The sequence below is a fragment of the Flavobacterium sp. GW823-FHT06G12 genome, assembly GCF_058794775.1.
The window spans coordinates 353,638-371,405 of the sequence record NZ_JBXAHE010000004.1 but is presented as its reverse complement, the minus strand read 5'-3'; the positions used below and the strand labels follow the sequence as shown (position 1 = coordinate 371,405).

General features: G+C 34.0%; 14 protein-coding genes and 1 other RNA gene. 6 read left to right on the top strand and 9 right to left on the bottom strand.

What is annotated here, in order from left to right:
• Positions 1-13 precede the first annotated feature (13 nt).
• The gene (locus AC1Q5Z_RS17185) at positions 14-1,228 is read left to right on the top strand and encodes an RsmB/NOP family class I SAM-dependent RNA methyltransferase (protein ID WP_198856498.1); all 1,215 of its coding nucleotides are present in this window, start codon (positions 14-16) and stop codon (positions 1,226-1,228) included.
• A gap of 230 nt (positions 1,229-1,458) precedes the next feature.
• On the opposite strand, the gene AC1Q5Z_RS17180 is transcribed toward AC1Q5Z_RS17185, so the two are convergent.
• Both AC1Q5Z_RS17180 and AC1Q5Z_RS17175 read right to left on the bottom strand, forming a co-directional pair.
• Positions 1,459-2,502 (bottom strand): AMP-binding protein, encoded by a 1,044-nt coding sequence (locus tag AC1Q5Z_RS17180; protein WP_492446088.1) that lies wholly within the window; start codon positions 2,500-2,502, stop codon positions 1,459-1,461.
• 4 nt (positions 2,503-2,506) lie between these two features.
• The gene (locus AC1Q5Z_RS17175; protein ID WP_343585546.1) at positions 2,507-3,439 is read right to left on the bottom strand and encodes a CPBP family intramembrane glutamic endopeptidase; all 933 of its coding nucleotides are present in this window, start codon (positions 3,437-3,439) and stop codon (positions 2,507-2,509) included.
• A 116-nt stretch (positions 3,440-3,555) separates the two neighbouring features.
• Here AC1Q5Z_RS17175 and arsC point away from each other — a divergent pair, with 116 nt between their 5' ends.
• Positions 3,556-3,900, top strand: a complete 345-nt coding sequence (gene arsC / locus AC1Q5Z_RS17170; RefSeq protein ID WP_343585543.1) for an arsenate reductase (glutaredoxin) — start codon at positions 3,556-3,558, stop codon at positions 3,898-3,900.
• Between the two features lie 92 nt (positions 3,901-3,992).
• Positions 3,993-6,491 (top strand): TonB-dependent receptor, encoded by a 2,499-nt coding sequence (locus tag AC1Q5Z_RS17165; protein WP_492446086.1) that lies wholly within the window; start codon positions 3,993-3,995, stop codon positions 6,489-6,491.
• A 175-nt stretch (positions 6,492-6,666) separates the two neighbouring features.
• On the opposite strand, the gene AC1Q5Z_RS17160 is transcribed toward AC1Q5Z_RS17165, so the two are convergent.
• Together AC1Q5Z_RS17160 and AC1Q5Z_RS17155 are read right to left on the bottom strand one after the other, a co-directional pair.
• Positions 6,667-6,840, bottom strand: coding sequence for a hypothetical protein (locus tag AC1Q5Z_RS17160; RefSeq protein WP_492446084.1), 174 nt, complete (start codon positions 6,838-6,840; stop codon positions 6,667-6,669).
• A 145-nt stretch (positions 6,841-6,985) separates the two neighbouring features.
• Positions 6,986-7,132, bottom strand: coding sequence for a hypothetical protein (locus AC1Q5Z_RS17155; RefSeq protein WP_492446082.1), 147 nt, complete (start codon positions 7,130-7,132; stop codon positions 6,986-6,988).
• 70 nt (positions 7,133-7,202) lie between these two features.
• Between AC1Q5Z_RS17155 and fumC the strand changes: the two genes are divergently transcribed.
• Positions 7,203-8,588 carry a class II fumarate hydratase gene (gene fumC / locus AC1Q5Z_RS17150; protein ID WP_492446080.1) on the top strand — a complete coding sequence of 462 codons (1,386 nt, stop codon included), beginning with the start codon at positions 7,203-7,205 and terminating at the stop codon, positions 8,586-8,588.
• Positions 8,589-8,738: 150 nt separating this feature from the next.
• Here the strand turns inward: fumC and AC1Q5Z_RS17145 are convergent, their stop codons facing one another.
• Positions 8,739-9,941, bottom strand: a complete 1,203-nt coding sequence (locus AC1Q5Z_RS17145; RefSeq protein WP_492446078.1) for an NAD(P)-dependent oxidoreductase — start codon at positions 9,939-9,941, stop codon at positions 8,739-8,741.
• Positions 9,942-10,181: 240 nt separating this feature from the next.
• Here AC1Q5Z_RS17145 and AC1Q5Z_RS17140 point away from each other — a divergent pair, with 240 nt between their 5' ends.
• Together AC1Q5Z_RS17140 and ssrA are read left to right on the top strand one after the other, a co-directional pair.
• A complete protein-coding gene (locus tag AC1Q5Z_RS17140) occupies positions 10,182-11,384 on the top strand; it encodes a serine hydrolase domain-containing protein (RefSeq protein ID WP_492446076.1) in 1,203 nt (400 codons plus the stop codon).
• Positions 11,385-11,539: 155 nt separating this feature from the next.
• Positions 11,540-11,937: a transfer-messenger RNA gene (gene ssrA / locus AC1Q5Z_RS17135) on the top strand.
• Positions 11,938-12,012: 75 nt separating this feature from the next.
• On the opposite strand, the gene AC1Q5Z_RS17130 is transcribed toward ssrA, so the two are convergent.
• The 4 genes from AC1Q5Z_RS17130 to aspT are packed head-to-tail and all read right to left on the bottom strand — an operon-like array spanning position 12,013 to position 17,710.
• Complete coding sequence (locus AC1Q5Z_RS17130) at positions 12,013-13,203, bottom strand: porin (protein WP_286971372.1); 1,191 nt, start codon at positions 13,201-13,203, stop codon at positions 12,013-12,015.
• Between the two features lie 49 nt (positions 13,204-13,252).
• Positions 13,253-14,302, bottom strand: a complete 1,050-nt coding sequence (locus AC1Q5Z_RS17125) for a type II asparaginase (protein ID WP_289058656.1) — start codon at positions 14,300-14,302, stop codon at positions 13,253-13,255.
• A 24-nt stretch (positions 14,303-14,326) separates the two neighbouring features.
• A complete protein-coding gene (aspD, locus tag AC1Q5Z_RS17120) occupies positions 14,327-15,976 on the bottom strand; it encodes an aspartate 4-decarboxylase (protein WP_492446073.1) in 1,650 nt (549 codons plus the stop codon).
• 39 nt (positions 15,977-16,015) lie between these two features.
• Complete coding sequence (aspT, locus tag AC1Q5Z_RS17115) at positions 16,016-17,710, bottom strand: aspartate-alanine antiporter (protein ID WP_492446071.1); 1,695 nt, start codon at positions 17,708-17,710, stop codon at positions 16,016-16,018.
• Between the last annotated feature and the right edge of the window lie 58 nt (positions 17,711-17,768).

Sequence of the window (17,768 nt, the reverse complement as noted above, 5' to 3'; positions counted from 1 at the left end):
TCAAATAAATAAAATGAGATTACACAGAAATTTAGTTTATACTACCATTGACTCTTTAAATGCAATTTTCAACGAAGGAGAATATGCAGATAAAGTGGTAGCAAGAGCATTAAAAAAAGACAAACGTTGGGGAAGTTCTGACAGGAAGTTTGTTGCTGAAACCATATACGAAATTGTTCGCTGGAAACGATTATATGCTGAAATTGCAGAAGTAAAAGAACCTTATGACAGAGACAATCTATGGAGAATGTTTGCTGTTTGGGCTGTTTTACGCGGTTATCCAATTCCAGATTGGAGACAATTGGAAGGAACTCCTGAAAGAAAAATTAAAGGACGTTTTGACGAATTATCTAAGACTAGAGCTATCAAAGAATCTATTCCTGATTGGATGGATGAATTAGGCGTGAAAGAACTTGGAGAAAAAGTTTGGGCAAAAGAAATTGCTGCACAAAATCAGCCTGCAAAAGTTATCTTGAGAACCAATACTTTAAAAGGAACTAAAGAGAGTCTTAGAAATACTTTAATGGACTTAAATATTGAAACAGAATATTTAAAAGACCAACCAGAAGCTCTTGTTTTAAAAGAAAGAGCAAATGTATTTTTAACAGATGCATTTAAACAAGGACTTTTTGAAGTTCAAGATGCCAACTCACAATTAGTTGCAGGTTTTCTAGATGTAAAACCAGGAATGCGAGTTGTAGATACTTGCGCTGGTGCTGGCGGAAAAACATTGCATATGGCTTCTTTAATGGAAAATAAAGGGCAATTGATTGCAATGGACTTGTATGAAAGCAAATTGAAGCAATTAAAATTAAGAGCGAAAAGAAATGGTGCTTTTAACATTGAATACAGAATCATCGATAGCACAAAAGTGATCAAAAAATTACACGAAAAAGCTGATCGTGTTTTGATCGATGCGCCTTGTAGCGGATTAGGTGTTTTGAAAAGAAACCCAGATTCTAAATGGAAATTACAACCTGAGTTTATTGATAACATTCGTAAAGTACAGAGCGAAGTTTTGGAAAACTATTCTAAAATTGTAAAACCAGGCGGAAAATTAGTTTATGCAACTTGTTCTGTTCTTCCATCAGAAAACCAAGAGCAAGTAGAGAAGTTCTTGAAAACAGAAATCGGACAGCAATTTACTTTTATTGAAGATCGTAAAATGTTAGCTTCTGAATCTGGTTTTGATGGATTCTATATGGCTTTACTGGAACGCAAAAAATAAATTCCAAATCATTTAGGAATACTTAATATTAAAAAATCCAAATTCCAATCTTAAAACTTGGAGTTTGGATTTTTTTTTAATTCCATATAGCTTTGTCATTTCGACGTAAGGAGAAATCTTCGTTAGAAATTCCACAAAGATTTGTCTATTGGAGCGGAGTTACTTGCGAAGATTTCTCCTTGCGTCGAAATGACAAGATTGCGAAAACTTGGGATTTAAAAGATTGGAATTTAATCTTGTAAAGTAGGTTTTCGCAACAACTTTCCGTTTTCGTTTTCTTTGAATTTTGAAACAAAAACTATTTCTTTTGGTTTTTCATATTTCCCTAAAACGTCAAAGAAATCAGGAGCAAATTCTTGTTTTTCTCCTTCAATAACCAAAACCAATTTCTCACCTAAAGTAGTATCTGGAAGTCCGGTAACGAAAAATCTATTCGCAATTTTTCCGATTAGTTTAGCTTCAATCTGTTCTGGAATTAGCTTTACTCCTCCACTATTAATTACATTATCTATTCTTCCTAAAAATTTAAATTGTTGTTCATTCAATAATTCAACCAAATCGTTTGTAACAATTGGTTCATCCGAAATTGTTGCCACATGAATAACCAAACATTGACGATCGTCTTGAGATATTTTTACGTTTGGAAGAATCGAAAAAACTGAATCACCTAAACGTTTTGCAGCGATATGTGTGATCGTTTCTGTCATTCCATACGTTTCATAGATTTCTGTTTTAAGGGGCAATAATTTTTCTTCTAAAGCCGAATCTAATTTTGCTCCACCAATAATCAACTTTCGCACTTTAGAAAGTCCTTCAATAGAATTCTGAACTTGAAGTGGCACCATCGCAACAAAATCGTAAGTAGTACTATTTAAAGCCAACGGATGCAGACTTGGTGAAACGACATCCAATTCTAATCCTAAAATTAAACTTCTCACTAGCATCATCTTTCCAGCAATAAATTGAGTTGGAAGACACAATAATGCTTTATCTCCTGGCTTTAAATCAAAAAAATCGCCAGTTGCCAATGCCGATTGTATCATTGCTTGTTTCTGCAATCTGACTAATTTTGGAAGTCCTGTTGTTCCAGAAGTAGTCATTTCGATGTAATCTTTTTTATCAAACCAATCCAAAAAGAACTCTCCAATAGATTGTTCGTAAGCATCTCCTTCTTTGATAAAACTATAAGCAACACGACACAAATCTTTTGCATTTAAATGATACCCATTTAGTTTAAAATAATTGTGAACGTTATTTTGAGTTAAATTTTGCATATTCTTAAGCTTTTAATTCGACATTATTAATGTTTCCTGTCAATCTTTCTTTCCAATTTGTCCATCCGTATTTTTTACTAAAAATAAAAAGTAAAATAGGATAAATAACTACAACAGGAAGAATTACATCTATTCCCGCTGAAGGTTCTGAAAGATCTTTAAATATAGAATTGGTTTGAAAAACAGTCCAATCTGAGGTAACCAATAATGCACCTACAAGATTATTTGCGGCATGAAAACCGAGTGCCAATTCCATTCCTTCATCCATTAATGTTATAATACCCAGAAACAATCCAGTTCCTATATAATAAATCATGATAATATTTCCCATTTTGCCAACTTCTGGATTTGTCCAGTGCATTGAACCAAATATAACAGAAGTCATTAAGAGCGGAAACCATCTGTTCTGAGCCAAATTGGCAAATCCCTGCATTAAGTATCCCCTAAAAACATATTCTTCCGTACTGGTTTGAATCGGAATTAAAATAAATCCTAAAATGACTAATATTAAAAAAGGCACTAACTTAAATTGCAATACAAATTGCTCTGGAGACCTAAAATAGACAAACAAAAAACTAAGCAATGAAAAAAATGCCCATAAAAAGAAAGAAAACCAGATTCGTTTCCAATCTACTTTAGATCTTGAAGTGGTAATCGACAATAAGGTTTGATGATGAATAAATTTTACAACAAAATAAATCCCTGCAAAAGCAAAAACAAAAGAAATCATTACCAAAAAAAGCGTCGTATTTGAATCGAACATAGTCATAATACCCTCGTTGGTAGTCGGAAAAGCAATATGCTCTGTAAACGTTTTATAAAATACAGCTGCCGAAATTGGAATTTGCCCAACAAAAGATGCCGAAATAATAAATACAGATCCTAAAAGATATTTCCAAAATTTATTTTCAGGTTTAATCCCTTGCTCTAAAAACATAAATTTAAAATTTTAAAAAATGAGAATTCAAATTCGATAAGTTAATCTTACTTTTGATATTGCAAAAATATCTCTTTTTTATTTTAAGAATATTTGAAACATCTAAATATAACAAAATGATACAAATTTACCATAATCCGAGATGCGGAAAATCAAGAAACTGCCTTGCTTTTATTGAAAAATCGAATCAAGATTTTGAAATCATACCTTACTTAACTGAAACTCCAACTTTTGAACAGCTTAAAACATTATTGGAACAACTAAACCTTGAACCAATTCAGCTTATTAGAACCAAAGAAAAAATCTGGATCGAGAATTTTAAAGGCAAAACTTTGAGCAATGATGAGATTATAAATGCAATGGTAGAAAATCCTATTTTAATTGAACGTCCGATTGTCGTAAAAGACGGAAAAGCCATAATTGGCCGTGATCCTGATTTAGTTGCTTCTTTTTTAGATTGATTCTAAAATATCTTATTAACATTTTTTTGTGATTTCTCTCTTTAAACCAAAAACTACATTTGCCGTCTAAAGGATTAAAGAAAAACCAGAAAATGAAAAAAATCAAATTTGCAGTATTACTTGTATTCTTATTTACAAGTTTTTACAATTACTCTCAGCAAGGAGGCCCTGGAGGCAAAAACAAAGTTAAAGTCACCGGAAAAGTTTTCGAGAAAGTAAGCAAACAACCGTTAGAATACGCTACCGTTTCGATTACTGCACCTAATGACACAAAAGTAATTGCAGGAGGTATTACCAATCCAAAAGGAGAATTTGAGGTTGCTGTTGCGCCTGGAACTTACGATATTAAAGTTGAGTTTATTTCGTTTAAAGCAACTGAAATTAAAGGAAGAAGCATTAAAGACGACACTAATTTAGGCGTAGTAAATTTGTCGGAAGACGCTGCGCAACTAAATGAAGTTGTTGTTCGTGCCGAAAAATCGACTGTTGAGATTAAACTAGACAAAAAAGTTTACAACGTTGGTCAAGATATGATTGTAAAAGGCGGAAGTGTAAGCGATGTTTTAGACAACGTTCCATCTGTCTCTGTTGATACTGAAGGAAATGTAAGTTTAAGAGGAAGCGACAATATTCGTATTTTAATTGATGGAAGACCTTCGCAAGCTATAAATATGGCAGAAGCATTAAGACAGCTTCCTGCAGATGCAATTGACAAAGTTGAAGTAATCACTAATCCATCAGCACGTTATGATGCTGAAGGTGGTTCTGGAATCATCAATATCATTCTAAAAAAAGGTAAAAATCAAGGTTTCAACGGAACTTTTATTGCTTCAACAGGTCTACCAGAAACTTATGGTTTAAGTGCCAATTTGAACTATAAAACTAAAAAATTAAACTATTTTACAACTGCTGGATACAACTACAGAACTACAGAAGGAGCTGGTAAAACAAATTCTGAATATTTTAATCCAGACGAAACAATAAAAAATTACTTAGATGAAGACCGTGACACAAAACGTGTTAGAAAAGGTTTTAACGGAAGAGCTGGTGTTGAATGGACGATAACTCCATCTACATTTTGGACAAACGCCATCAACTATCAAAAAAATTCAGGAGACGATAGAGATTTAATTAATTACTACAACTACGATGCTGCCCATAATTATACAGGAACATCTTATCGTTTAAACAATGCAGATACTGGAAGCGAAAACTTTGAGTATACTTCTAATTTAATTAAAAACTTTAACGACAAAGGGCACAAACTTACTGCAGATCTTTCTATTTCAAGAAACACAGACGACAGCTTTAGTGAAATTACTGCTTCACCAAATTTCAATAATACATTAAATGATCAAATCCAAAAACAAGTTTTGTTTCAAGCTGATTATGTATTGCCTTTAGGAAAAGCTGGACAATTTGAAGCGGGTTATAAAGGAAGTTTTGGCGATTTGAATAACGAATATTATGTAACAGATAATGATGGAGCAAAAAATCCAAATTTATCAAATACATTAGAGTATAAAGAAAACATTAATGCTCTTTATACACAATATGGTTTTAAAGTAAATAAATTCTCTTATTTATTTGGTTTAAGATGGGAAGACACAGATATTCATGTGAATTTATTAGACAATAGCGTTTTCAATACTAAAAAATACAACAACTTATTCCCAAGTACTTTTATTAGTTATGAAATCTCAGATCAAAGCAACTTCACTGCAAGTTACAGCAAACGTTTGACTAGACCTAGAGGACGTTTCATGAATCCTGCTGTGAACTACTCAAGCAACATCAATATCTTTCAAGGAAATCCAGACCTAGACCCTTCTTTAACAGACAAATATGACATTGGTTATATCAAGAAATGGAATAAAGTAACATTCAATACATCTGCCTATTTTGAAGATACAAAAGACGTTTTCAGTTTTGTGAGATCTCCTACTGGTGATGTTGTAACTCCTGATGGTGATGTAGTAACTCCAGCACCAGGTCAAACAGTTGAAGGTACGCCTGTTATTAAAAGCATGCCTATTAACTTAGGGCAAGAGCAAAAATTTGGTTTCGAATTTACATTAAATTACACACCATTCAAATGGTGGAGATTAAACAGTAACTTCAACTTTTTTAACGTAAAAACAACTGGAGAACACAGCTATACAGATACGCAAGGAAATGAGATTGTTCAAAATTTAGATAATCAGGCTAATTCTTGGTTTGCAAGATTAAACTCTAAAGTAACGCTTCCTTACAAAATTGACTGGCAGTTAACTGCAATGTACAACGGAGAACAAAAAACAGCTCAAGGTAAAAACTTAGGCCAATTTGGAATGAATACTGCTTTCAGTAAAGATGTAATGAAAGATAAAGGAACGATTGCTTTCAATATTAGCGACGTATTCAATTCAAGAAAAATGAGATCTTATACTTATTTAGATGATGTAACTTCATATAGTGAATTCCAGTTCCGTAAACGTCAATTTAATTTATCGTTCACTTACCGTTTCAATAAACCGAAAAGCGAAAGAGATAAAAACGCACAGCCTAAAAATGATGGCGGTGGAGAAGGTGGCGGAGATTTCCCTGGATAATCTCTGTTAATTTTCAATACTAAAAATCCTAATTCCAAGTTATAAAATTGGAATTAGGATTTTTAGTATTTGCCATATTCCAATTTGGAGCTTCGCTATTCAATATTTCCTTACTTTCAAGCATAAAAAAAAGGACTCGTAAAACGGGTCCTTTTTTTATGACATCAATCTAAAATTAAATAGATTGATCTTCTTGTCTTTTTCTGGCTCTTTTTTCTTTGATCATTTCCCAGCTAGCTCCCGTAACCCAATAAGATACGAAACCAACCAAGAAAAACATTAACCAAAACCCTATAGTTAGTATGGTTAAGAAAAGTAAAAAGCCTAAGTACTGTGAAAATTCAAACATGTTTTCCGGAATTTTTGAATGTTACGACAAATGTAGGGTATATATTTTTTCTCAGCAATAAAATCTAAATCAATTTTCGTTAAATAACATTTATCCGTATATTTATACTCATTTTAAATAAGCTTTTTTAGAACTTGAAATCCTTTTAAATAAAGAGCTCAGGCAAATTACAATAATTTTCAGGAGCTATTTCCTGCTGTCCGCTATATTCCCTATAAACAAAAACTACGGCTAAAAAGCCTTGTTTTTCTAAATCGGGAGATGCCGCTACCATCAGGGCTAAAAGACTCATTTTCAAAAGAAGTTTTCGTTTTAAAACAAAACATTTCACATTTTACGAATAACATTTTACATACACCATAATGAAATATAGAATAGAAAAAGACACCATGGGCGAAGTTAAAGTCCCAGCCGATAAATATTGGGGTGCACAAACAGAGCGTTCCAGAAACAATTTCAAAATCGGACCAGCAGCATCAATGCCAAAAGAAATCATTGAAGGTTTTGCCTATCTAAAAAAGGCTGCAGCTTATGCCAATTATGATTTAGGAGTTCTGCCAATCGAAAAAAGAGATGCAATTGCCGCAGTTTGCAACGAAATTCTAGAAGGCAAACTAGACGATCAATTTCCGCTTGTAATCTGGCAAACGGGTTCTGGAACACAAAGCAACATGAATGTGAATGAAGTAATCGCCAATCGCGCTCAAGTTCTTAAAGGTTTTGAAATAGGCGAAGGCGAACAATTCATTAAAGCCAATGATGACGTAAACAAATCACAATCATCAAATGACACTTTTCCAACAGGAATGCATATCGCGGCTTATAAAATGGTTGTAGAAACTACAATTCCAGGTGTAGAAAAACTTCACGCTACTTTAGCAAAAAAAGCCGTAGAATATAAAGACGTTGTCAAAATCGGACGCACGCACTTAATGGATGCAACGCCATTAACTCTTGGACAAGAAATTTCAGGTTATGCAGCTCAACTAGCATTCGGATTAAAGGCTTTAAAAAACACTTTAGCCCACTTATCTGAAATTGCTTTAGGAGGAACAGCAGTTGGAACCGGACTAAATACTCCAAAAGGTTATGATATAAAAGTAGCCGAATATATTGCCAAATTTACCAACCATCCTTTTATAACGGCAGAAAACAAATTTGAAGCTCTTGCAGCACACGATGCGATTGTAGAAACACACGGAGCTTTAAAACAATTAGCCGTTTCCTTAAATAAAATTGCTAATGACGTAAGAATGTTAGCTTCTGGTCCGCGTTCTGGAATTGGAGAAATCCACATTCCTGAAAACGAGCCTGGTTCTTCTATCATGCCAGGAAAAGTGAATCCGACGCAATGCGAAGCTTTAACAATGGTTTGTGCACAAGTTATCGGAAACGATATGGCAATTGCAGTTGGAGGAATGCAAGGTCATTATGAATTGAATGTTTTTAAACCTGTTATGGCGGCCAACTTTTTACAATCGGCACAATTATTAGGAGATGCTTGTGTTTCTTTTGACGAACATTGCGCACAAGGAATCGAACCAAATCATAAAAGAATCAAAGAATTGGTAGATAATTCATTAATGCTAGTTACAGCCTTAAATACTAAAATTGGATATTACAAAGCAGCAGAAATTGCCCAAACTGCACACAAAAACGGAACAACATTAAAAGAAGAAGCTGTTCGTCTTGGTTATGTAACTCCAGAAGATTTTGATGCTTGGGTAAAACCTGAGGATATGGTTTAATTTCAAGTTATGAATTATGAGTTAAGAGTTATGAGTTAACTTACTAAATCAAAATTTTCCTAAAGCAAAAAGGTAAAAACATACTGTTTTTACCTTTTTTTACATTTAACAATGAGCAAAACTCATAATTCATAACTCTTAACTCTTAACTTATTTACCGTCTACATAATCCTGTAAATAGCTAAATCTTTCCGTTAGTTTTCCGTTTTCGGTTATTTTGGCGCGTTTTAAGATTCCATCTTTATCTCCATTGAAGAAAGCAGGAATTACATGTTCCATAAATTGTTCTCCAAAACCTTCGCTTGCATCTTTCGGAATTTCGCATGGCAAATTATCGACCGCCATAACAGCAACGGCTGCAGGGTGAAAGAAATCTACTTCTCTATCTTCTAAAGGAAAATAACCATACAAAGGCTCTTCGATTGTCGAAGAACGAATTGTACAAGCAATTGGCCCGTTAACATCACAAGAAATATCGGCTACAACTTTCAATTTGCAATCACTTGCATTCAGCATTTCTTTCGTTAAAATCATTGGAGCATTGCTCGCATAAAAATGTCCCGCAAAATAAATATCAGACACTTTAGTAAATCTCTCAAAATCAGATTCGTATTCTTCTGGATGATGAACAAAATCTACAAAATCTAAAACCTGTCCATCTTTTCTTTTATTATATTCTAAAACATCAAGCTGTACGTAAACCGCTTGAGCATATTTTTTAGTCAAATAATTATCTATTGTAATCTCCTTTATTTTTATTGCATCCAAAATCTCTTTTGCTCCGCTCCCAACCTTTCCAGTTCCTGTAACTACAAACTTAAGAGCTGGCATTGTGATACGTTTTAAATGCTTGATCAAATCTTCTTTTCCAGAAAGTGTTTCTGCTTTCGGAAGCTTGAACAATTCGAATTTAATTCCGAAAGCTCTAATTCCGTTATAAACACCAACCATTCCGGCATATCTTCCGAAACCAATTAAACGACGATCATGCTCATCTACAATTGTTTCGTGATCGTATAAATCAATGTTTTTTTCTAAAACTGCTTGAAGTAATTTTCTATTATGAGGCTGTTTTTTAATTGTATGAGAAAAAAAGAAATACGCTTTGTTTGGAATCAAATCTGTTACTGGAACTTCTTTTACGCCAAATAAAACATCACAATCAGAAACATCATCAGCAACTGTGATTCCCATACTTTTATAATCATCATCAGAAAAAATTCTAATATCTGAACTTTCAACTTTTACAGAAGCATCATGATATAACTGTTTTAATTTTGTCAATTCATTAGGTGAAAATACAACTCTTCTATCCGGTGGATTTTTTCTTTCTTTTATGATTCCAAATTTCATCTAAACTGATTTTTTAATATTTAAAATATAACTTTTTACACTGTATTTGTTTCAAATATAACAATTTTAGTTAAATTTTTGTTTTAAAAATTCTATTTAGAATGTTTCAAAACCGTTAAAAGCTGAAAAACAAACAAATAAATTTAACAATACTTAAAATTATGTTAAAATAGATAATTATAAGCCTCAGAATTGAGAAAACAACAAAATTGAATTCGATATATTTGTTTTTAAAGAACGATGCAAATGATTTTCCTTAAAAAAACAAAGATACCACAAATACTTTTTTCTATACTAGTTTTAAGTTCTTGTGGTCAAAACAAAAAAACAGCAACAGATACAACTCAGACAGTCGAAGATACATTGCCAAAAATGAAGCCGTTAGGAGCTGAAAAAACAGTTTCGCAAGCTTATAAAAATTCGGTTGTAGGTAGAATAAATCACTTTTATAATAAAAATTGGCCTAATAACACCATGAACGGAAGCTTCTTGGTTGCCAAAAATGGACAAATTTTATTTGAAAGATATAATGGCTTTGCCAATAAAAATGAAGGCAGTAAAATAACACCAGAAACACCTGTTCAAATTGCTTCCGTAAGTAAAGTTTTGACCGCTACAGCTGTTTTAAAACTAGTTAATGCTGGAAAAATTGATTTAGATCAAAAGGTCAATACTATTTTAAAAACTTTTCCATACGAAGACTGTACCATAAGAATGCTTTTAAGCCACCGCACAGGAATGCGCAATTATGCTTATTTTACAGATCGCGACAAATCTATTTGGGACAGACATAATCAATTGACCAATAAAGACATTTTAAATATTCTGGCAACAAAAGATATTGGTTTGGAATCTAAAACTGGAACCCGTTTTAGCTACTGCAATACCAACTATGCAATGCTAGCGCTTATTATCGAAAAAATTACAGGTTTAAGCTATAAAGAAGCAATGTCTGAAATGATTTTCAAACCTCTTGGAATGAAAAATACTTACGTTTTTGATGATGATAAGGATAGAAAAAAGATTGTTCCTTCTTATAAAGGTAATGGCGTAGAAATTGGTTTTGATTATTTGGATAATGTTTACGGAGATAAAAATGTTTTCTCTACCGCTAGAGATCTTCTAAAATTTGATAGAGCAAGACAATCTCCAGATTTCTTGAAACCAGAACTATTGAAACAAGTTTACACAGGCTACAGTAATGAGCGTAAAGGAACTAAAAATTATGGTTTAGGAATAAGAATGATTAATTGGGAAACAGGGCAAAACTTCTATTTTCATAATGGTTGGTGGCACGGAAACACCTCATCTTATATTACTTTGATGAATGAAGGCGTAACAATTATTGCACTATCTAATAAGATGACTAGAAACACTTATGCAGTTCGTAAATTAGCTCCAATCTTTGGAGATTATCCTTTTAATTTTAAAGACGAAGAATAAAATTATAGTCGTAAAGCCGAAAGTCAAAAGTCGTAAAGTCTTAAAAAACATTTGCTAATGCTGACTTTGGACTTTCGACTTTGGACTTTATGACTTTTTTTTAAAATTTTAGTAGAAAGTAATTTCAAATACTCTAAATTTGCAGACTCATTTTTGGGGTCGACTGGTTTTGACAGCGAGTCGAATTGAACAGTAAGCACGTCGAGCATTGAGACCTTGCTCGTAAATATAAGATCTTAAACTTTTACACGGCGAAAATAATTACGCTTTAGCTGCATAATCCGAATCATAGTACGATTGCGCCACGTCTCTACAAGGTAGAGAAGCTGGATTCTCCTGGAAAGCCTTGGTTTGTGGCGTTCCGTTCAGGGGAACCGTAAAAATAAACCTAGATTTCTATGAGCTTCGGGTGGATTTCGAAAATTAAGAAGATAAGTGTTGGGTGGTTGTTTCTGGCCTAGCTCAACATCGAAAATTCAATCAGGAAATAAGCGTGTAGAAAGCTCTTTAGTTGCTCGTTTGGACCCGGGTTCGATTCCCGGCGACTCCACAAAAAAGGAAGATGTTTTACATCTTCCTTTTTTTATTTAATTTTTAATGAAAACCCGTTTTAAAAAAATAATAGCAACTATAAAACTAATAGTGGCGATATTACACCGATCATTATTCGTCCTGTATTATTATTTTCTTGTCCTAAAACTGTTTTTGAATAATCGCTATAACGGTAATATCTTCCGACATAAGTAGCAAAAAACTTTAAATTAAAGTTTTTTATAGGATAAAACTCAACAGTCGGAATTACTCCCCAAGCTGTTCTTACCCTATCTGACTTTTCTAGTGATGATATATCCTTCCAATAAGACGTGCTTATCATGCCTATTAAGGAAATTTTCCATTGTTCATTAATAGAGTAGACAGTTCTGAGCCAGTGTTCTATGTAATAAACATTTTCTGCTGCATGATCTAAAACTGTCTCAGGAATAAGAGAACTTACAACACCAGTGCGATCCAAATCTTCGATGCTCCATTTAAAATCATATTGGAAGAGCCATTTTTTTGTCCGAAATTGATTTCCTAACGCGGTATAGTACATATTTACTGGTCTGCCATTTTTTAATGCTTCTTGAAAGACGCTAAAGCTGTAGATTGTTTTAAATTTTCCATCTAGAAAACTTCCGTTCCAATTTCCAATGTATGCAGCAGGGAATTTTGCTTCCTCAACATCGGGTACATTCTCGTATAGTTCTGTGAAACTTTTCGTTCTTGAATTTAATATCTGACCCGATAAAACATGATTTTTTGATAGTGTCCAATTAAATTGAACCCCAGTTAAAAAATTATCTGAATTATCTACAATGTCGTTGTACTGATAAATATCAATTGGATTCATATCAAATTCATATCCTCCCCAATTTGCTGTCATTTTTCCGATGGCAATACTTGTACGATCAGATATTTTATACCCAATAAATGCTAAATCTGTTGAATGGCTAATGTTATCTACCGATTGCGTTTCTGGATCTCTTGTGTATCTGTCTCTAAATCTAAAAAAAACTTTGTCTTTATAGACTTTTCCTTTTACTTCAAATCTAAACTGATTAATTTCAAAGCTACTTCCTGTGTAATTTCCACCCTCAAAATTATTATTTAGTCCAATTTGAGTATTAAAAATAACATCAATGTTATTCAACAGATCGGCTTTATTAGCTTTTATTAATGGTACAGTATGATTTACCGTTGTATCGGCCTGCTTTTCTTGTTGGGAATAAACATTAGACACCAATAAACTAAATGAAAGTATTAAAAATAGTATACGCATATTTTTATTTTTTAGAATACTGTTATTTTATCTCCTTTTCCCTTCTGCATCAATACTCGAAAAAGTACTCCTGCAGTTTTTTTGTGTCGTTTGTTTGTGTAAGTCCAAGCATTAGCAAAATTCTAGCTTTCTGAGGGACTAAATCATCCGCTACAATTGTTCCTAATTTTTGATCATCCGTTTCATCCAAAAGCGTAACTCTACCAGTTGCTACTCTTGAGGCTCTTACTACAACTACTCCTTTCTTCACTGCAGCTGCGACTGCATCTGAATTGACCTTGTTAAGATTTCCATTTCCTAAACCACCTGTTACAATTCCTTTTACTCCAGAATTCACATACGCATTTATAGCTGTTGCAGGAGCATCTGCATATAATTCTACTACTGCAACTTCTGGAAGTGTTTTTAATCCTGTGATATCAAAAGGCGTATCCTTGTTCGTTTTACGGAGTATTTTTTCATACATCACAACTTTTCCATCATAAACCTGTCCAATAGGTCCGCTGTTTGGAGCTGTAAAAGCATTTAAATGGGTTGTGCTTGTTTTTAAAGCAGCTCGACCTGAAAATATATATTCATTAAATACCAACAATACTCCGCTATTTGCTGCTTGTTTTGAAGCTGCTAAAGTCACCGCATCGAAAAGGTTTTTCGGTCCGTCGGCGCTTATAGCAGTTGCAGGACGCATAGAGCCTGTTATTATTACAGGTTTATCATAACGAGAGGTTAGAGATAAAAAATAGGCAGTTTCTTCCTGAGTATCTGTTCCATGTGTTATGACAATGCCATCTGCTTCATTATTTTTGTAGATTTCATTAATTCTATTATTGAGCTTAATCCAAATATCAATGCTCATATCTTGGCTGCCTACATTTGCAATTTGTTCTCCTGTGATATCGGCAATTTTTTCTATACCCGGAACAGCGCCAATCAGATCTTTAATAGGGAGTTCTCCCGCTTTATATGCAGAACGATCTGCTGATGCTCCTTTTCCAGCGATTGTTCCTCCTGTTGCCAAAACTTTAATTCGTGGCAATTTTTGCGCATAAACACCTGTAAATAATAAAACTGATAGAAGTAACGTAAGTAATGTTTTCATAATTAAGTAGTTTTTCAATTAGATTTATTGTTTTTTTGAATTTTCCCAACTAGTCACATATTCCATTATGACTTTGCGAACATTTTTCCCTAGTATTAAATAGCTATCTGTGGGAAGATTTGCCAATGATACTCTTATGCTCCACTCTGGACCAGCAAAACCACCTCCGTTTAAGAGTACTATTGCTGTTTTTTCAGCCAAACGGAACAAAACATCTACAGGCTCAAAATTTTTCTTCATCCAATCGGCAAACTCATTTCCGTAAAAATGTTCTGCGGCTACCATAATATCAATTTCAGAATAATATCCAGCTCTCATTGGATCTTCTATAATTGGAACTTCTAATCCCTCCCATAAAAGTTTTAAACGTTTCTGAATAATAGACTGCGTCAAAGTTTTGTAAACATCTTGAGTGTCCAACAGACAAAAAGCTGAGAAAAGCATCATTTGAAATTGCTGCGGAAGTGACAAACCTGCTGTGTGGTTTAAAGCTACTTGTCGGCTATCGGCTACAAGCCTGTCAATAAACTTAATTTTTTCTGGTTCTAAAGTTAAAGTAGCATAACGATCATGAAGCTCTTTTTTACGATCATCGCTAAGAGCGGCAATTTTTTTATCAAAAATGTTATTTTCATGAATTGCAATAGTTCCCAATCTCCATCCTGTACATCCGAAATATTTAGAAAAAGAATAAACATTAATCGTATTCTCAGGAATAACAGACATCAGAGACCTAAAATTATTGATAAACGTTCCGTAGACATCATCTGTAATAATCATTAATTCCGGATTGTGGTTTTTAACAATATCAGCGATATAATTAAGCGTTTTTGTACTCATTGCAGATGACGGAGGATTGCTAGGATTAACCACAAATGCCACTTTAATCTCCGAATCTTTCAATTTGTCTAACTCAGAGTCTGGGTATTGCCAAGTATGAAACCCGTTTTCACCCACACCACTTGCCTGCACATGCACAACATCAAAATTGTAACGCTCTAATTCGGGAATTTCTATATAAGGTGTAAATGTTGGAGTTAACAATGCTATTTTGTCTCCTCGCTGTGTAAGGTAGTTTTGCATGAAAGAATCAAAAATATAGCACATTGCTGCTGTACCCCCTTCTACTGCGAAAATATCGAATTTCCCGATATTGCTGCCAATACCGCACATTTCTTGTATTAAATAATCGTGCACTATTATTTCAATGTGGCTTAACATACGATCTGGAACAGGATAATTAAAACCAATTACGGCTTCAATCCATTCTCTAATCCAAGCATCGGCATCAAAATCATGATTATCAACGCCATAATGATACGTTTTTTCTAGAAGTGATGCTCCTGGCGAATCTTTATGATTACTTAAAAACTCTTCGAAGCGTTTTGCTACTCCTGTTTTATTCTGTACAATTCCAGCCAAAATACCTTGTTCCTCCATAACGTTTCGACATTCGCCAAGTGCAAATTGTCCAAACAAAAAGAAAGCTTCTCTTGGAACAGTTGCAATCCAGTTCGGATTTCCTCTTCCTGCATTAAGTGTTATCGCGGTCGATTTTAATGCACTTTCATCTGCCAAGCGAATAAGTTCATTTTTAATTTCAAAGGGGCTAAGAGTTTGGAGTGTTTTCTCTACTTCTCGTGATGTCTTAATTTTAGAAATATCAATTGCCATAATAAAAATTTTTAAAGATTTTTAGAACTAAACGATTTATCAACTCATCATTAGGATAACAACAACGCCCCAGATAATAAGCAAGGTATTTCCAACCGCATAAGTAACGGTATAACCTAAAGCAGGCGTTTTACTTTTAACAGCATCTTGCAGTGCTCCTAGAGCTGCGGTAGTGGTTCGCGCTCCTGCTGCACATCCTAATGTAATAACAGGATGAAATTTAAAAATATATCTACCTAACAAAAGGGCCAATATTAAAGGAAGTGTAGTGGCAGCGGCACCAGCAATGAAAAGTCCCCATCCAGCTTCCTGAAATCCGACAATAAAACTTGGCCCTGCTGTAATACCTACTACGGCTATAAATATGTTTAAACCTACATTATTCATAACCCATAAAGCAGGTTCTGGAATACGTCCAAATGTAGGATGCTGCCCGCGAAGCCATCCAAAAATAAGTCCCGAAATTAAAGCACCTCCGCTTGTGCTTAAACTAATTGGAACACCGTTGATTTTTAAAGTAAGTGCGCCAAACAAGCCTCCCAAGACAATTCCTAATCCAACAAATGCCATATCTGTTGCATTTGTTGCCCGATCTGCATAACCTATATGCAATGCTGCTCGATCAACATCTTTCTTAGTTCCAACTAGCTCAATCAGATCGCCTTTATTAAAAGTTGTGTTAGGTAGAACAGGCATATCAATTCCTGCTCTTTTTAAAGATCTTATGACAACACCATGTGCAATTTTACTGCCTCTTAACTCTCCAATAGTTTTGTTTAGAACCTCTTTTTTTACAATCATAACCGTTAAGACTTCTACAGGAAAATTAAGGAGTTCAACATCTAAAACTTCTTTTTCGTTTACAGCCACATAATTCATCATAAACTCTCTTCTGCCACCAAGTGCAATAACATCATTTTCTTCTACGATGGTATCTTTTTCGGCTTCGAAAATGTCTTTTCCTTTACGAATTCTTTCTATAAACAAATGCCTCCCTTTGCTTTCCAATTCTGCTTCAATAGCTGCAACGGTTTTATTACATCCAAATGATTGTGCAGAGATCTGATAAGCATTGTAAATCACTCTATCATACGCCGAAGCCATGCTAGGATCGTCACCAATGGAATCTCCTCCAAGTTGTATTTCGAGTTCTTTTGCTTTTTCGACTAGATTTCCGCCCAAAAGTTTGGGGCCAATAGAAGCCAGAATCCATGCAGATCCAGCTGTTCCAAAAATATAAGTTACAGCATATGCTACAGGAATCTTGTTAATTAAAGCTGCTTTTTCTGCTGCTGGAATATCTAGTTGATTGATGGTATCTGACGCCACACCAATTACAGCTGAAATAGTCTGAGAGCCTGCAAGCATACCCGCTGTGAGTCCCATATCGTATCCCATTATTTTACCTATAAAATAGGGGCAAACCAAACACAATACGCATACAATAGTGGCAAAGAACATCTGGGGTAAACCGTCTTTTTTTAAGCCTCCAAAAAATTGAGGTCCAACGCTGTAACCGACAGCAAATAAAAACATAAGAAAAAAAACAGATTTTACAGCCGGGGCAATAACAATGTCCAATTGTCCGACTAAAACTCCAACAAGCAAAACACTTGTTACGGTTCCTAAAGAGAAACTTCCGATTTTAAATTTACCAATGAAATATCCTAAAGATAATGTAAGAAAAACAGCTAATTCAGGATATTGTTTAAGTGTAGTTATTAACCAATCCATATAATTATTTTTACGTAACGTGAAGATAATCAAAAAATTAGCTCAAACTAAGAAAATT

What these genes read in the sequence shown, in the direction of transcription:
- AC1Q5Z_RS17185 (WP_198856498.1), top strand. Translation starts at nt 14, where the DNA reads ATGAGATTACACAGAAATTTAGTTTATACTACCATTGACTCTTTAAAT.
- AC1Q5Z_RS17180 (WP_492446088.1), bottom strand. Translation starts at nt 2,502, where the DNA reads ATGCAAAATTTAACTCAAAATAACGTTCACAATTATTTTAAACTAAAT.
- AC1Q5Z_RS17175 (WP_343585546.1), bottom strand. Translation starts at nt 3,439, where the DNA reads ATGTTTTTAGAGCAAGGGATTAAACCTGAAAATAAATTTTGGAAATAT.
- arsC (WP_343585543.1), top strand. Translation starts at nt 3,556, where the DNA reads ATGATACAAATTTACCATAATCCGAGATGCGGAAAATCAAGAAACTGC.
- AC1Q5Z_RS17165 (WP_492446086.1), top strand. Translation starts at nt 3,993, where the DNA reads ATGAAAAAAATCAAATTTGCAGTATTACTTGTATTCTTATTTACAAGT.
- AC1Q5Z_RS17160 (WP_492446084.1), bottom strand. Translation starts at nt 6,840, where the DNA reads ATGTTTGAATTTTCACAGTACTTAGGCTTTTTACTTTTCTTAACCATA.
- AC1Q5Z_RS17155 (WP_492446082.1), bottom strand. Translation starts at nt 7,132, where the DNA reads ATGAGTCTTTTAGCCCTGATGGTAGCGGCATCTCCCGATTTAGAAAAA.
- fumC (WP_492446080.1), top strand. Translation starts at nt 7,203, where the DNA reads ATGAAATATAGAATAGAAAAAGACACCATGGGCGAAGTTAAAGTCCCA.
- AC1Q5Z_RS17145 (WP_492446078.1), bottom strand. Translation starts at nt 9,941, where the DNA reads ATGAAATTTGGAATCATAAAAGAAAGAAAAAATCCACCGGATAGAAGA.
- AC1Q5Z_RS17140 (WP_492446076.1), top strand. Translation starts at nt 10,182, where the DNA reads ATGCAAATGATTTTCCTTAAAAAAACAAAGATACCACAAATACTTTTT.
- AC1Q5Z_RS17130 (WP_286971372.1), bottom strand. Translation starts at nt 13,203, where the DNA reads ATGCGTATACTATTTTTAATACTTTCATTTAGTTTATTGGTGTCTAAT.
- AC1Q5Z_RS17125 (WP_289058656.1), bottom strand. Translation starts at nt 14,302, where the DNA reads ATGAAAACATTACTTACGTTACTTCTATCAGTTTTATTATTTACAGGT.
- aspD (WP_492446073.1), bottom strand. Translation starts at nt 15,976, where the DNA reads ATGGCAATTGATATTTCTAAAATTAAGACATCACGAGAAGTAGAGAAA.
- aspT (WP_492446071.1), bottom strand. Translation starts at nt 17,710, where the DNA reads ATGGATTGGTTAATAACTACACTTAAACAATATCCTGAATTAGCTGTT.